The sequence below is a fragment of the Denitratimonas tolerans genome (assembly GCF_037203605.1).
GTDB lineage: Bacteria > Pseudomonadota > Gammaproteobacteria > Xanthomonadales > Xanthomonadaceae > Denitratimonas > Denitratimonas tolerans.
On record NZ_JBBDHC010000011.1, the window covers coordinates 1 to 14,817 of the forward strand.

At 67.0% G+C, this 14,817-nt stretch carries 13 protein-coding genes and 1 pseudogene; 4 read left to right on the top strand and 10 right to left on the bottom strand.

Annotation, left to right across the window (positions count from 1 at the left end; translation table 11 throughout):
* Positions 1-1,056 precede the first annotated feature (1,056 nt).
* Positions 1,057-1,719, top strand: coding sequence for a hypothetical protein (locus WB794_RS08480; RefSeq protein WP_337335422.1), 663 nt, complete (start codon positions 1,057-1,059; stop codon positions 1,717-1,719).
* A 68-nt stretch (positions 1,720-1,787) separates the two neighbouring features.
* On the opposite strand, the pseudogene WB794_RS08485 reads toward WB794_RS08480, so the two are convergent.
* A pseudogene (locus WB794_RS08485) lies at positions 1,788-1,910 on the bottom strand (IS3 family transposase); the annotation flags it as partial.
* 366 nt (positions 1,911-2,276) lie between these two features.
* Here WB794_RS08485 and WB794_RS08490 point away from each other — a divergent pair.
* Positions 2,277-5,189, top strand: coding sequence for a S8 family serine peptidase (locus WB794_RS08490; protein ID WP_337335423.1), 2,913 nt, complete (start codon positions 2,277-2,279; stop codon positions 5,187-5,189).
* A 76-nt stretch (positions 5,190-5,265) separates the two neighbouring features.
* On the opposite strand, the gene WB794_RS08495 is transcribed toward WB794_RS08490, so the two are convergent.
* A complete protein-coding gene (locus tag WB794_RS08495; RefSeq protein WP_337335424.1) occupies positions 5,266-6,624 on the bottom strand; it encodes an MBL fold metallo-hydrolase RNA specificity domain-containing protein in 1,359 nt (452 codons plus the stop codon).
* A gap of 185 nt (positions 6,625-6,809) precedes the next feature.
* On the opposite strand from WB794_RS08495, the gene WB794_RS08500 reads away from it, so the two are divergent.
* Positions 6,810-7,805, top strand: coding sequence for a bile acid:sodium symporter family protein (locus WB794_RS08500; RefSeq protein ID WP_337335425.1), 996 nt, complete (start codon positions 6,810-6,812; stop codon positions 7,803-7,805).
* Here WB794_RS08500 and cyoE read toward each other — a convergent pair.
* The 4 genes from cyoE to WB794_RS08520 are packed head-to-tail and all read right to left on the bottom strand — an operon-like array spanning position 7,781 to position 11,098.
* Positions 7,781-8,653: a heme o synthase gene (gene cyoE, locus WB794_RS08505; RefSeq protein ID WP_337335426.1), complete on the bottom strand. Its 873-nt coding sequence runs from the start codon at positions 8,651-8,653 to the stop codon at positions 7,781-7,783. The genes WB794_RS08500 and cyoE overlap by 25 nt on opposite strands.
* A complete protein-coding gene (locus tag WB794_RS08510; protein WP_337335427.1) occupies positions 8,653-9,816 on the bottom strand; it encodes a COX15/CtaA family protein in 1,164 nt (387 codons plus the stop codon). Before WB794_RS08510 ends, cyoE begins: the two co-directional genes overlap by 1 nt.
* A complete protein-coding gene (locus tag WB794_RS08515; RefSeq protein ID WP_337335428.1) occupies positions 9,813-10,382 on the bottom strand; it encodes a hypothetical protein in 570 nt (189 codons plus the stop codon). Before WB794_RS08515 ends, WB794_RS08510 begins: the two co-directional genes overlap by 4 nt.
* Positions 10,379-11,098 (bottom strand): SURF1 family protein, encoded by a 720-nt coding sequence (locus WB794_RS08520; protein ID WP_337335429.1) that lies wholly within the window; start codon positions 11,096-11,098, stop codon positions 10,379-10,381. The genes WB794_RS08515 and WB794_RS08520 overlap by 4 nt, the downstream gene beginning before the upstream one ends.
* Before the next feature lie 99 nt (positions 11,099-11,197).
* On the opposite strand from WB794_RS08520, the gene WB794_RS08525 reads away from it, so the two are divergent.
* Positions 11,198-11,407 (top strand): twin transmembrane helix small protein, encoded by a 210-nt coding sequence (locus tag WB794_RS08525; protein WP_337335430.1) that lies wholly within the window; start codon positions 11,198-11,200, stop codon positions 11,405-11,407.
* 118 nt (positions 11,408-11,525) lie between these two features.
* On the opposite strand, the gene WB794_RS08530 is transcribed toward WB794_RS08525, so the two are convergent.
* Genes WB794_RS08530 through ctaD form a run of 4 tightly spaced genes read right to left on the bottom strand, consistent with a single transcriptional unit; the run spans position 11,526 to position 14,795 of the window.
* Positions 11,526-12,401 carry a cytochrome c oxidase subunit 3 gene (locus WB794_RS08530; RefSeq protein WP_337335431.1) on the bottom strand — a complete coding sequence of 292 codons (876 nt, stop codon included), beginning with the start codon at positions 12,399-12,401 and terminating at the stop codon, positions 11,526-11,528.
* Between the two features lie 27 nt (positions 12,402-12,428).
* Entirely contained in the window at positions 12,429-12,992 is a 564-nt protein-coding gene (locus WB794_RS08535) for a cytochrome c oxidase assembly protein (RefSeq protein ID WP_337335432.1), read from the bottom strand.
* On the bottom strand, positions 12,989-13,117 hold the full coding sequence (locus tag WB794_RS08540; protein WP_337335433.1) for a hypothetical protein: 129 nt from the start codon (positions 13,115-13,117) through the stop codon (positions 12,989-12,991). Before WB794_RS08540 ends, WB794_RS08535 begins: the two co-directional genes overlap by 4 nt.
* A 40-nt stretch (positions 13,118-13,157) precedes the next feature.
* On the bottom strand, positions 13,158-14,795 hold the full coding sequence (gene ctaD, locus WB794_RS08545) for a cytochrome c oxidase subunit I (protein ID WP_337335434.1): 1,638 nt from the start codon (positions 14,793-14,795) through the stop codon (positions 13,158-13,160).
* Positions 14,796-14,817: the final 22 nt, after the last annotated feature.

Consider the following 14,817-nt stretch of genomic DNA (forward strand, 5'->3'; position numbering starts at 1 on the left):
GTTCATGCGGGTATTGTCGCCGATGTGAGGCTACACGTGGGACGGGGCAAGGGATGGGGACTTGTTCAGAGGTTCCCTAGGGCTAGTAGGGATGTATCGAACAACACATGGTGCCTTGTCAGTCCCAGTTGGCACTGTTGTCACAGTTACATATCAGGATGGCTCAAAAGAAAAATTTACTGTCGTCTGCTTGATAGGAAGCTATTGTGTGCAGCCAATAGCTAATACACAGCAGCCACCACCGAGTGGTGGCGGTGGTGGCGGCGGCGGCGGCGGTCTTCCTCCCTGGAATCCACCCCTGCCTCCTCCGGGGTGTTATGGCAGTGGGTGTGGTACGGTTGAAGTTGGGGAATTAGAGCATCCATGACGCTGGGTGTTGGGATGAGGTGAGTTTAGTCCCGGGCAGGGCAACAGGTTAATCCTGCCCTGCCTGTGGATTATTTTCATTACGGCCCTAAACATGCAATCTATTGATTTCGTGGGAAGATGATCCGAGGCACCACTGAGATTCGACGCTAATCAGCTTCTCAACCCTGCACACGGGGCAGGCGTTCGCAGAGGAACAGCCAGATCCCGGTCGTCCATGCCTGCGTAACCAATTGATTTTGCTGGTTCACTCCGGTTGTTCCTCAAGAGGTGAATCCACTGGAGTCGTCGTTGTTTGTGTCTAGAGACTTCAAGATTGGTGTATGGGGAAGTGCAAAGCTATGATCGACAGTTGATTGAAAATTAATACGTATTATAGCGTAATTACTTAGGAACTTGAAGTCGTCGAGATGTCTGACTTGTCTTAAGGAGAAGACGATGCCCGTATCAAGAAATAAAAATTTAAAGATTGTGGCGCTTTTCGTGCTCGTGCTCGTGGTTCTGTCGCTAATGGCATGGGGGAATTTATTCGGATTCTTCTCTGAGACGGAGCCTGAGAGCGCTGCCATATCTGGCACAAGGGAGGCCAGTCAGACTCCGGTAAGCACCATACACGATAGCCACCAATCAACTGCGACTGGTAGCGCGCCCGATTATTCCTTGGGGGAAAGCCAAGACCTGAGACATGAGGTGGCAGACCTGGAAGCAAAAGCCGCAGCCGGCTCTGTAATAGCCCGGCGGAGGCTCGCCATGATTTATGGCGCATGCTTCGGGTATAGTCTTGATCCAGATGCCCATTTCGCCATGATAGATGCGTTTGCTGCACATTCAGGAGGTCATAGGCAACCGTTTGAAAGCCTGAAATCCCGTACTGATCAACGTTGCCTCGGAGCAAATGGAGGCAAGCCCATTTCAATCGATGAGATACGCCATCTGATGGAGTCCGCTGCACAGGGTGGCGACTTGGTTGCGCAGATAGACGTGGAGACGCATTCCATTGAGCCAATAAAGGCCGAGAAGATGGAAGAATTGATCGCCCAGGTCATTTCGAGTCGTGATCCAGATGCCATGCTCGCCATGTCCTCCTTGGCTAGAAAAGGTATTGATGGATCGTTGGACATGCCCTATTCGATGCTGGTTGGAGACCCGATTTCCGAGGCCGCGTGGGCCATTGCTGGCTGCCAGGCGGGCGCAAACTGCGGGCCAGGCTCGATTGTCCTGGATTCAATATGTACAGGGACTGGAGCATGTGGCTATACATCCTATGAGATGTTCCTTCGTCAACACATGGTTCCACCTGGCGAGGTATCCAGGCTGAACGAATATCTCCTGTTGATCTTGAATGGCCCATAGACCCCGAACCGCTCCGACTTTTGGGCTCTCTCGTGATCTGATCCTGCCCCTGTTTCTCGGACACCCGTTTAAGCGACACGGGATGGCTCGAACTGCTCAGGGCTTCGATAGCCCAGAGTCGAATGGAGCCGGATTCGATTGTAGTAGACATCGATGTAGTCAAAGACGTGCGCCTTGTTCGCGCGAACAGTATTGGCTGCCAGATTTTCTGCAGCAGCTCGTTCAGAGGTTTCTTGGGATGAAGGGAAAGCGCCGCAGGTTCGGTTGCTTTAATCACGGACAGTTCCTCCTCACCCCGACCCTCTCCCCCATTTGCATGGGGGAGAGGGAACTGCCGGCTGAGTCCCGAGACTAGACAGTCCGGAGCATTGGGGGTGGAGGAGCCGCGTGTGCGGCACGCCCGAGCGCCGCTGCGCACGCCGGCGGCGGCGTGACACGATCCGTCGCCGATTGCGTACTGATCCCATGGGTGAGCCGGTTCGGCGCGGTCTTGCGCCTTCTCTCCCTGCCGGACGCGACGCGATGCGCCCGCCCCTTCACTCAGACCGAGGTGCCGCATGAAACCCGCAGCCCGCCCCAGCGTGAACCCCACCCTGCTGATTCTCGCCGCCACCCTCCTGCCCGCCGGTGGCGCGGCGGGGGCCGTGCCCGATGCGGTCACGCCGCCCGCGGCCGCGCCGCGCGTGATGCTCGACGCGGGAGCGGCGAACGAGGCGGTCAGCGGATTCATCGTCTACTACCGCGACGACGCCGCGCCCGGGGAGGAGAACGCCAAGGCCGCGGTGGATACGCGCAAGGCGGTGGATCAGGATCTGGCGCGCGTCAAGGCGGCGCTGTCCATCGAGGCCAAGCGCGATCGGCGGCTGGCCACCGGCGGCCATCTGCTGAGCGTTCCCAAGGCGCTGGGAAAGAGCGCGGCGCTAGGCTTCATGCGCGAGATGGCCACCAATCCGCAGATCGACTCCATCGAGCCCAACGTCCGGCACTGGCCCACCGCCGTGCCGAACGATCCCCACTATTCCAGCCAGTGGGGGCTGCGCGAGGCGGTCGGCGGGCTCAACATCGAGCCGGCCTGGGACCACACCGTGGGCAGCGGGGTGGTGATCGCGGTCATCGACACCGGCCGCACCGCGCACCCGGATCTCGATGCCAAGACCGTGCCCGGCTACGACTTCATCAGCAACGCGGCGGAAGCGCGCGACGGCAGCGGGCGCGACAGCGATCCATCCGACATGGGAACCTGGAACAGCGCCGGCGAGTGCGGCGCCGGCGAGCCGGCGAAGGATTCCAGCTGGCACGGCACCCACGTGGCCGGCATCGCCGCGGCCCTGACCCACAACGGGCTTGGCATCGCCGGGGCCGCGCCGGGCGCGGCGATCCAGCACGTACGGGTGCTGGGCCGGTGCGGCGGCACCACGGCCGACATCGCCGAAGGCATCATCTGGGCCAGCGGCGGGCAGGTCAGCGGCGTACCCACCAACCCCACCCCGGCGCGCGTGCTCAACCTGAGCCTGGGCGGCAGCGGCGAATGCGGCACCACCTATCAGCGCGCGATCGACAGCGCGCGCTCACGCCGCTCGGTGCTGGTGGTCGCGGCCGGCAACGATTCGATGGCAGCCGCGCTGGCGCGCCCGGCCAACTGCAGCGGCGTCATCACCGTGGCGGCCAACAACCGCGAGGGAAAGAAGTCCGACTACTCGAACTACGGGCTGGCGGTGAACGTCGCCGCGCCGGGCGGAGAGGGCTCGGGCGACGGGATGATCCTTTCCACGGTCAATTCGGGCCGGACCACGCCGCTCTCGCCCACCTACGCCGGCATGAACGGCACCTCCATGGCCGCGCCCTACGTGGCCGGCGTGGTGGCCCTCATGCTGGAACGCAACCTCGCGCTCACGCCCGACCAGGTGGCCGGCATCCTGCGCGACACCGCGCGCCCCTTCCCCAGCTACTGCCTGGGCGGCTGCGGCACCGGCATCGTCGATGCGGCCGCCGCGGTGCGGCGCGTGCGCGGCGGGCCCTTCTACGCGTTCCCGGCGAGCGTGGCGATCTACGGCAACGGTGCGGGTACGGTGACGAGCCTGCCCCTGGGCATCACCTGCGGAACTTCGTGCGCAAGCCGGTTCGATGCGAACACCACGATCACCCTGCGCGCCACTCCGGAAGAGGGTTACGAATTCACCGGCTGGGCCGGCGCCTGCCAGGGAACGTCGCGCACCTGCGAGCTGGCCATGACGCGGGGGCACGCCGTCTTCGCCACCTTCAAGATCCCGGTGCTGGCGATGAGCAACGGCTCGGTGCGCACCGGCCTGGCGGCGTCCGGCAGCAGGAAGCTGATGTTCTCCATCGACGTTCCGGCGGGCGCCACGAACCTGGCGTTCGAGATGAGCGGCGGCAGCGGCGATGCGGACCTCTACGTGCGCCGCGATGCGGAGCCGACGACGGACGGCGAAACCTTCGACTGCCGACCCTGGAAAATCGGCAACAGCGAAACCTGCAGCTTCGAGGCGCCCGTGGCCGGGCGGTATTTCGCGATGATTTCCGCCGACGGCAGCTTCAGCGGGGTGCAACTGCGGACCCGCTACACCGCCGGCCCGAACGGCGGCAGCTCCCTGGCCCGCAACGCGCCGGTGCGCAATGTGTCGATCCCGGCGGACGGCGCGCGCTACTACCGGTTCACCGTGCCCCAGGGCGCCACCGACCTCAGCATCAAGATGCAGGGCAGCAGCGGCGATGCGGACCTGTACGTGCGCCGCGGCGGCGTGCCGACCTTCGACACCTTCGACTGCCGTCCCTACCTGGTCGGCAGCAATGAGACCTGCGCCACGGCCACGCCGGCCGCCGGCACCTACTACGTCATGCTGCACGCCGAGGCGGCGGTGAGCGGGCTGACCCTCACCGCGAACTACACCCCCTTCGTGCCGACCCGGCAGCTCACCATAGGCTGGGCGGGCCTGGGCGGCGGCAGCGTGGCCATACGGCGCGCGGCCACCGGGGAGACCCTGGCCACCTGCGGCGCCTTCCCCTGCACGGTCGCCGTACCCGAGAACATCTCCTTTGACCTGATCCCCACCGCGGCGTTCGGTTCCAGCTTCGCCGAGTGGCAAGGCGTCTGCGACAGCCGGCCCGGCGCGAACTACTGCCGCATCAGGCTCGCGGCCGCACGCAGCCTGACCGCACGCTTCGTGATGTCGCGGCCCAACAGCCCGGCGCTGACGATCGAACGCCAGGGTTCGGGCAACGGCACCGTGCTGGTGAAGCGTCTGTCCACCGGGGAGACGCTGGGCACCTGCACGCAGTATCCCTGCCGCCTCGGGCCGCCCGACGCCACCCACGAGTTGATCGCCACGCCCGGCGCCGGTTCGCGCTTCCTCGGATGGATGCCCAGCCAGTGCGACAGCATCGTCGGCGGCCACTGCCGCGTGCGCATTTCCCGGCCCATGGCGATGACGGCGCGGTTTTCTCCCCAATAGCGCCATCCGGCACCGGACATCGGGGTGCCGCGGCACCCCGGTTCGGTCTTCGGGTCCGGTACGCACACCTTCGTGGCTACAGGGAAAAGCGCTGTCCCTCGCGCGGCACGCAGGCGTTCCAGCCCAGCTCCCTGCCGATGCGCACGCGCAGGGCTTCGGAGGCGTCCGGCTCGCCGTGCACGATGAAGACCCGTTCGGGACGGCGGCGGAAGCCGGACAGCCAGCGCATCAACTCGTCGCTGTCGGCATGGGCCGAAAGCATGGGCAGGTCGGTCACCTCGGCGGCGATCGGAATCCACTGGCCGAACATCTTGACCTCCCGCCGGCCCGCCAGGAGCGCGCGTCCGCGCGTGCCGCTGGCCTGGTAGCCGGAGAAAAGCAGGGTATTGGCGTGGTCGCGCCCGAAGGCCGCGATGTGGTGCAGCACGCGCCCGCCGGTCGCCATGCCGCTGGCGGAAATGATGACCTTGGGATACGGGTTGGCCGACAGCGCCTTGGACTCCTCCACGTCGCGCACGCAGGTGACCGCGACACAGGCGGCTTCGTAATCGGCCGGATCGAGGCGATGCTCGTCGGGCCACTCGCGCATCAGCTCGGTGGCGCTGGTGGCCATGGGGCTGTCGAGGTAGACCGGCGTGTTGTTCAGCCGCCCGTCCTGGCGCAGGCGCCACAGGTACCACAGGAGCGACTGGGTGCGGCCCACGGCGAAGGCCGGGATCACCACGGTGCCGCCGCGCCGCACCGTGCGCTCGATCACCGCGCCCAGCGCCTGCACCGGATCGATGCGTTCGTGCAGGCGATCGCCGTAGGTCGATTCGATGACGACGTAGTCGGCCTCGGGCACCGGCTCGGGATCGAACATCACCGGGTCGTCGTAGCGTCCGAGATCGCCCGAGAACACCAGGCGCCGGCCGCCGATGTCCATCTGCACGGTGGCGGCGCCGAGGATGTGGCCGGCGCGCCGCAGCAGGCACCTCGCCTCGCCCGGCAGGCGGAACTCGCGGTGCGGCGGGGTCGGCGCGAAACGGCCGATGGCGCGCTCGGCGTCGCTGGAGCGATACAGCGGCAGCGCCGGCCTGTGCCTGGAAAACCCCTTGCGGTTGGCGTACTCGGCGTCCTTTTCCTGCAGGTGGGCGCTGTCGCGCAGGATCAGGGCGGCCACCTCGCAGGTCGCCGGGGTGGCGTGGATCCTGCCGGAAAACCCGTCGCGCACCAGCCGCGGCAGGTAGCCCGAATGGTCCAGGTGCGCGTGCGTCAGCACCACGGCATCGACGTCGCGGGCGCGGATCGGCAGCGGCTCCCAGTTCTGCTCGCGCAGGTTCTTGAGCCCCTGGAACAGGCCGCAATCGACCAGGAGGCGGGCATCGCCGTCGCTGACCAGGTGCTTGGAGCCGGTGACGGTGCCGGCGCCGCCGAGAAAGGTCAGCGTCGGCATGGGCGGGCCGCGGCGATGGATTGCGACGTGGACCTGCTGTCCGGCAAGCCCCTGCGCGCGCGGCTGGCGGCGCGCCCTTCGCTCGTTCGATCCATCACGTCCTCCGCCGATTCGTGTTGCGCGATTCTAGCCTGCGCGGCGCGGCAACCGCGCCCGACGCTGCGGCACTTGGGCACAATGCCGGGATGAACCTGCGCTTCCTGTTCGACCGGTTTTCGCTGGCGCTGATCGCCACCGTGGTGCTGGCGAGCCTGTGGCCGGTCGCGGGCGTGGCGGCCACCTGGTTTTCGCACCTCACCACGGCGGGCATCGCGCTGCTTTTCTTCCTGCACGGCGCGCGGCTGCCGCGCGAGGCGGTGGTGGCGGGCCTGCGCCACTGGCCGCTCCATGCGACGGTGCTGGCCGCCACCTTCGCGCTGTTCCCGCTGCTGGGCCTTGCCGTGCAGCCGCTGGCCGGCGCGCTGCTGACGCCGGAGCTGTACCTGGGCGTGCTGTTCCTGTGCGCCCTGCCCTCGACCGTGCAGTCGTCCATCGCCTTCACCTCGATCGCGCGCGGCAACATTGCCGCCGCCGTGGTCGCGGCCTCGGTCTCGAACCTGGTCGGGGTCTTCCTCACCCCGCTGCTGGCGGCGCTGCTGCTGGCCACGCACGGGGCGATGGGTTCGCCCTGGCGCGCGATCATCGACATCCTGCTCCTGCTGCTGGCTCCGTTCGTGCTGGGACACCTGCTGCGGCCCTGGCTCGCGCGCTGGGTGCAGCGGCGCGCGCGGCTGCTGTCGCTGACCGATCGCGGCACGATCCTGCTGGTGGTCTACGGCGCCTTCAGCCACGCGGTGATCGAAGGCCTGTGGGCGCAGGTGCCGGGGCGCACGCTGCTGGGCCTCGTGGCGGTAGCCTGCGCGCTGCTGGCGCTGGTGATGGGGCTGATCTGGAGCGCGACGCGCCGGCTCGGGTTCAGCCGCGCCGACCGCATCACGATTCTCTTCTGCGGCTCGAAGAAGAGCCTCGCCACCGGCGTGCCGATGGCCAACATCCTGTTCGCCGGCCAGGCCACGCTGGGCATGATCGTGCTGCCGGTGATGGTGTTCCACCAGATCCAGCTGATGGTCTGCGCGGTGCTGGCGCAGCGCTTCGCGCAGCAGGTGCCGGCGGATGATCAGGCCGGCGGCGGCAGCCAGTGATCGATCAGCAGGAAGGCGAAAAGCAGCATCAGGTAGACGATCGAATAGCCGAACACCGCCATCGCGAAACGCTCCGACGGCGGATTCAGCAGGCGGATCGCGTAGTAGATGAAGACCGCATCGAGCACCAGCGCCCCGCCCAGGTAGAACGGTCCGCTCATGCCGGTGAGCCAGGGCAGCATCGTCGCCACGGTCAGCAGCAGGGTGTAGAACAGCACGTGCCAGCGCGTGTAGACCACGCCGTGGGTGACCGGCAGCATCGGGATCAGGGCGCGGGCGTAGTCGTCGCGGCGAAAGATCGCCAGCGCCCAGAAGTGCGGCGGGGTCCAGACGAACACGATCAGAAGCAGCAACAGCGCGTGCGGATGCACCTCGCCGGTGACCGCGACCCAGCCCAGCAGCGGCGGCGCGGCGCCCGCCAGGCCGCCGATCACGATGTTCTGCGGCGTGGCGCGCTTGAGCCAGGCGGTGTAGACGATGGCGTAGCCGATCAGCGAGGCGAAGGTCAGCACCGCCGTGAGCACGTTGGTCCACAGCACCAGCACCGTCATCGACAGCGCCGCCAGCGCGCAGGCGAACGCGAGCACCTGGCGCGGCCGCAGCTGGCCGCTGGGCAGCGGCCGGTGCGCGGTGCGCGCCATCACCACGTCGATGCGCTGGTCGATCAGATGATTGATGGCCGCGGCCGACGAAGCCGCCAGCCAGATGCCGACCAGACCCGCGAGCGCCGGCACCAGCGGCGGCAGGCCCGGCACCGCCAGCAGGATGCCGATGACCGCAGTGAATGCGATCAGCGCCACCACGCCGGGCTTGGTCAGCGTCCAGTACTGGCGCAGCTTGGGGCCCATCAGGCGGCCGCCTCGGGTCGGCGCAGCCGAGCAAGCAACACCACCAGCACGAACAGCAGCAGCGCCGCCACCGCGTTGTGCGCGACCGCGATCTTCAGCGGCAGGCCGGAAATGACGTTGAGGATGCCGAGGCCGAACTGCAGGCCGATCAGGATCAGCACGGCCGTGCCCCAGCCGGAAATTTCCGGCACCGCGCGCAGCCTGCGCCCCAGCCACACCAGCCAGCCCAGCGCCACCAGCGCGAACAGGCGGTGCATCATCTGGATCGCCACCCGCGCCGGCCCGTCCAGCACGCCGCCCTCGTAGTCGGTGCCGATGCCGCGCCACAGCACCAGGGCTTCGCGGAAATCGTGCTCGGGCCACCACTGGCCCAGGCAGGTCGGGTAATCGATGCCGCAGGCCAGCGCCGCATAGTTGGCCGACACCCAGCCGCCCAGCGCGATCTGGATGGCGACGACGGCGATCGCACCGATCAGCAGCGGGCGCAGCCGCCACGCCGCCGGAAGAACCAACGAGGCCTGCGGCGAGGCGCGGCAGGCCATCCAGGCCAGCAGCGCCATCGTGGTCATGCCGCCGATGAGGTGCCCCATCACCACCACCGGCTTGAGCAGCCAGGTCACCGTCCACATGCCCAGCAGCGCCTGGAACACGATCACCGCCAGCAGCAGCGCGGAAATGCGGGAATAGTCGCCGCGCGACGAAGCGACGCTGCCCGGGCGCAGCGCCCAGCCCAGAAGGATCGTCTCTCCGGCCACGGCCAGCGCGGAAGACAGCCCGTACTCGCCGCGCATGTACAGCGGGATCGCCAGCGCCACCAGCAGGCTGGCCCCGATCACGACGGCCTTGCCGCCGCGCAGGCGGCGCGAGCCGAGGAACGCCAGCGCGAACACCAGCATCCCGAGCGTGGCGGCCAGGTGGCGGTGCACCTGCTCGCGCCAGGCCTTGTGCGATTCGACCGGGCGGTCGAAGGCGTCGTTGGCCCGGTCGATCTCGTGCGCATGCACCGGCCAGGTCGCCTTGCCGTAGCAGGTCGGCCAGTCCGGGCAGGACAATCCGGCGTTGGAGAGCCGCACGAAGGCACCGAAGACGATCACGAACAGCGCAAGCAGGGTCGCGATCCACGCCAGGCGGTGGAAGTTGCGGTGCGGTGTCATGAGGCTCATTTCAGCAGCTTGGCCACGTCCGCGCGCAGGTCGCCCGGATCGAAGCCCGGCGCGTAGTGCATCACCAGGAAGGCGCGCGGATCGATCAGGTAGGCGGACGGTGCTCCGCTCGTGGCCAGCCCGGGCAGGCGCGCATTGAGCGCCGGATCGACCTGCATCGGCAGCAGCGCGCGGAAACCGTCGGCCTGTTCCGGCACGGTGCCGAACCACAGCACCTGGAGCCGATCGGCGCGCCGACCCTGCAGCTGCCAGACCTTGGCGAGGCTGTCGATCAGCTCGCCGCACGCCGCGCCGCAGTCGGCCGGCGGCACCACGGCGATCTGCCAGCGCGCTTCCTGCGGGGCATAGCGGTACTCGCTGCCGTCGGCATGGCGCAGCGCGAGGTCGGCCAGCGCCACCGGCGGCTGCAGGAGCGTGCCGCGGTTGGCCGTGTGCTCCGGGCGCCAGCCGCTTTGCTGCAGGGCCACGGCAACCATCAGGGGCAGCACGAAGCAGAGCACCAGGAGCACCAGCATGATGCGGTTGCGGCGACGGCGGACGGGATCGAAGGGCAGGGTCTGGTTCATCGGGATTTCCGGCGCAGGGCCAGCAGCAAATAGGTGATGATGACAGTCAGCGACAGGCCCCACCACTGCACCGCGTATCCGCGGTGCCGTTCGGGCGGCATCGGGTCGGGCAGGAGCCCGGGCTCGCGTGCGTAGCCGAGCGGATCGGCCGGATCGGCCGGATCGGGCTGGAGGATGCCGTTCCACACCTGGACGTCAAGATGCGCGGCGATGTCATCGCGCTCCAGGAAGGCGAGCAGGATCGTGTCCGCGCCTTCCGGCCAGGGATTGTCGGCCAGACGCAGGCCCTGCCCCGGCCACGGCAGCAGCAGCCCCTGGATCCGGCGGCGGCCGGCGGGGACTTCCACCGCCGGCAGCGTGCGGTCGGCCGCCAGCGGCAGCCAGCCCAGCTCCATCAGCACCACGCCACCCCTCCCGGCATCGGCAGGGACATAGGCGCGCACGCCCACGCGCCCGTCGCGCTGCTGGTTGTCGAGCAGGAGCAGCGGTGCCGGGCGGATCACGACCTCGCCCTCGACCCGCATCGGCAACGAAGGCGAATCGGCGCTCAAGGCATCGGCGAGCAGTGCGGGGCCGGTCGCTTGCGCCGCTTCGCGCGCCGCCAGCATTCGCGTCTTTTCGTCGGCGCGGCCCGCCTGCCAGAATCCCAGCGAGGCAAAGCCGCCGGCCACGATCAGGGCCAGCGCGGCCCAGGCGACGCGCGCACCGGCGTTCACGCGCGCGCGCCCGCCGCCGTGCGAAAATCGTTTGTCCGGTCGAAGTTCCCGCCCAGGGCACCTGGCCGCCACCCCACGCACGCAGAGTCGGATATCACCATGTGGCCAAAAGTCATCATCTTCACGTTCCTGGTCCTGATCCTCTACAACCTCGGCGCGGGGCTGTACTACATGATCGTGGACAAGGGTCGAACCAAGCGCACCGTCAACGCCCTGAGCTGGCGCGTCGGCCTCAGCGTGGCGCTCGTGGTCCTGCTGATCCTGGGCATCTGGACCGGGATGATCTCGCCGCACGGCGTGGGCGGCTGATTCAAACGCCGGGAATGGAGAATCGGGAAGGGTCAGGAGCAGGTTGATGCCGGAGTGAAAGGTTCAGCCACCCCGACGCCCTCGACGATTCCCAGCTCCCGATTCCCGAATCCCGGCCTCAGAGCACGTACACGAACAGGAACAGCAGCAGCCACACCACGTCGACGAAGTGCCAGTACCAGGCCACCGCTTCGAAACCGAAATGGTCGTCGGCGGTGAAATGCCCCTTGAGTACGCGGAACCAGATGACCGTCAGCATGATCGCGCCCAGCGTGACGTGTGCACCGTGGAAGCCGGTAAGCATGAAGAACGTCGAACCGTAGATGCCCGAGCCGAGCGTCAGGTTCAGCTCGGTATAGGCGTGGATGTACTCCTCGACCTGGAAGAACAGGAAGGTCGCACCCAGCAGGACGGTCAGCCCCAGCCACAGCAGCACCTTGCTGCGGTTGCCGGCCTTGAGCGCGTGGTGGGCGATGGTCAGGGTCACGCCGGAAGTGAGCAGCAGCACCGTGTTGATCAGCGGCAGGCCCCAGGCCGACATCGTCTGGAAGCTGCCGCCCACCTGCGCCGGGCCGTTGCTCGGCCAGGCCGGATCGAAGCCGCTCCACAGGAGCGCGTTGGTCATCACACCGTGGCCCTCGCCGCCGATCCACGGCACCGAGAAGTTGCGCGCGTAGTAGAGCGCGCCGAAGAACGCGGCGAAGAACATCACTTCGGAAAAGATGAACCAGATCATGCCCATGCGGAAGGACACGTCGACCTGGCGGTTGTAGGAACCGGCCACCGACTCGCGGATGACCGCGCCGAACCAGCCGATGAACATGCCGATCATGATCGCAATGCCGAGGAAGAAGACGGCCTTGCCCCAGAGGTGGCCGTTGAACCAGTTGGCGGTTCCCACGGCGAGCGTGAACATGCCGATGGAGCCGATCAGCGGCCAGGCGCTCTGCTTGGGAACGAAGTAGAGATCTGCGTCGTGGGTAGCGTGGGCCATGGCGATTCCCGAGGTTTGGCTGGTCGGTCAGGGGGCCGCGTGCGCGGCGAGTTCACCGGCGAGGCGCTGCGTGGCCGGCTCGTTCTTGTAGAAGGTATAGGAAAGCGTGAGGCGGTGGATATCGGTCGGCAGGTCCGGATCAACCACGAAGCGCACCGGCATCGGCCGCTCTTCCCCGGCCGCCAGCATCTGCTCGGTGAAGCAGAAGCATTCGGTCTTGTTGAAATAGGCCGAGGCGCGGCTCGGGGCCACCGAGGGCACCGCCTGCCCGACCAGCGCCAGCGCGCTCTCGTTGCGGGCGTAGTAGAGCACGTCGGTCGGTTCGCCCGGGCGCACCTTCACCTCGGCCTGGGCCGGCCGAAAGGCCCAGGGCAGGCCCGAGTTCACCCCGGCATCGAACTCCACCGTGACCCAGCGCGAGGTGTCGATTTCCGCCGCCACCGCGCCGCCCGGCCCGCCGAGCTTGATCCCGAAGAGCTGTTCGCAGGCGATGCGATACAGCGGCACCAGCGAGAAACACAGGCCAAAGGCAAGGGCCGCGACCCACAGCCCGCGCTTGAGCACCCGGGTGCTGGCGTCCGGCGCGCTCATCGGCCGATCAGCCCGGCAACGAACGCCGCGTAGATCAGGACGACCAGCACGGTGGTCACCACCACCGTGCGGCGCACGCCGCGGCGGCGCGCCTGGGTGTCGTTGTCCTGGATCGGTGGATTCATGGCCATGGTGTCCGGCACGGGGCTTCGCCGCAGCGCCGCCTCAGTGCAGAGTGTCCTCGTGCGCCAGGTCTCCGGGGCGGATCACCGGCGGGCGGGCGAAGGTATGGTGCGGTGCCGGCGAAGGTACCGTCCACTCCAGGCCGCGGGCACCTTCCCAGACGCGCGCGCTGGCCTTCTCGCCGCGGCGCAGCGAGTGCAGCAGGATGAAGGCCATCATGAACGGCGTGACGAACATGCCGAAGGCACCGATCGAGCTGACCAGGTTCCAGTCGGAGAATGCCACGTTGTAGTCCGGGATGCGGCGCGGCATGCCGGCCAGGCCGAGGAAGTGCTGCGGGAAGAACAGCAGGTTCACGAAGATCAGGCTCCACCAGAAGTGGACCTTGGCCCAGGTCTCGTTGTACATGCGCCCGGTCCACTTGGGCCACCAGTAGTAGATGGCCGCGATGATCGAGAACAGCGCGCCGGTCACCAGCACGTAGTGGAAGTGCGCGACCACGAAATAGGTGTCGTGGTACTGGAAGTCGGCAGGCACCACGGCCACCATCAGGCCCGAGAAGCCGCCGATGGCGAACAGGACGATGAAGGCGATCGACCAGAGCATCGGGGATTCGAAGCTGATCGAGCCCTTCCACATGGTCGAGACCCAGTTGAATATCTTCACCCCGGTCGGCACCGAGATCAGCATCGTGGCGTACATGAAGAACAGCTCGCCGCCCAGCGGCATGCCCACGGTGAACATGTGGTGCGCCCACACGATGAAGCTCAGGAAGGCGATCGAGGCGGTGGCGTACACCATGGCGCGGTAGCCGAACAGCGGCTTGCGCGAGAAGGTCGGCACGATCTCGCTCATCAGGCCGAACGACGGCAGGATCATGATGTAGACCTCGGGGTGCCCGAAGAACCAGAAGATGTGCTGGTACATCACCGGGTCGCCGCCGCCGGCCGCCGAGAAGAAGGTGGTGGCGAAGAACTTGTCGGTGAGCAGCATCGTCACCGCGCCGGCCAGCACCGGCATCACGCCCAGGATCAGGAAGGCGGTGATCAGCCAGGTCCAGCAGAAGATCGGCATCTTGAGCAGATCCACGCCGGGCGCGCGCATGTTGAGCACGGTGGCGATGATGTTGATTGCGCCCATGATCGAGCTGATGCCCATCATGTGGATGGCGAAGATGGCGAACGCCACGTTGCTGCCGCCCTGCAGCGACAGCGGCGGATACATCGTCCAGCCGCCGGCCGGCGCGCCACCGGGCATGAACAGGGTGGCCAGCAGCACCGTGAAGGCGAACGGCAGGATCCAGAACGACCAGTTGTTCATGCGCGGCAGCGCCATGTCCGGCGCGCCGATCTGCAGCGGGATCATCCAGTTCGCCAGTCCGACGAACGCCGGCATGATCGCGCCGAAGATCATCACCAGCGCGTGCATCGCAGTCATCTGGTTGAAGAACAGCGGATCGACGAACTGCAGCCCCGGCACCGCCAGTTCGGCGCGGATCACGACCGAGAATGCCGCCCCGACGATCGCCATGATGAAGCTGAAAAGCAGGTACAGGGTTCCGATGTCCTTGTGGTTGGTGGACATGAACCAGCGGCGGAAGAAGGTCGGGTGATGGTCGTGCTCGTGCGCGTCGTGGTGCGCCTCGTGGCCGACATCGATATCGCTGCGGACGGTTGCCATGGTCTAGCCTCTCAAAATGCGT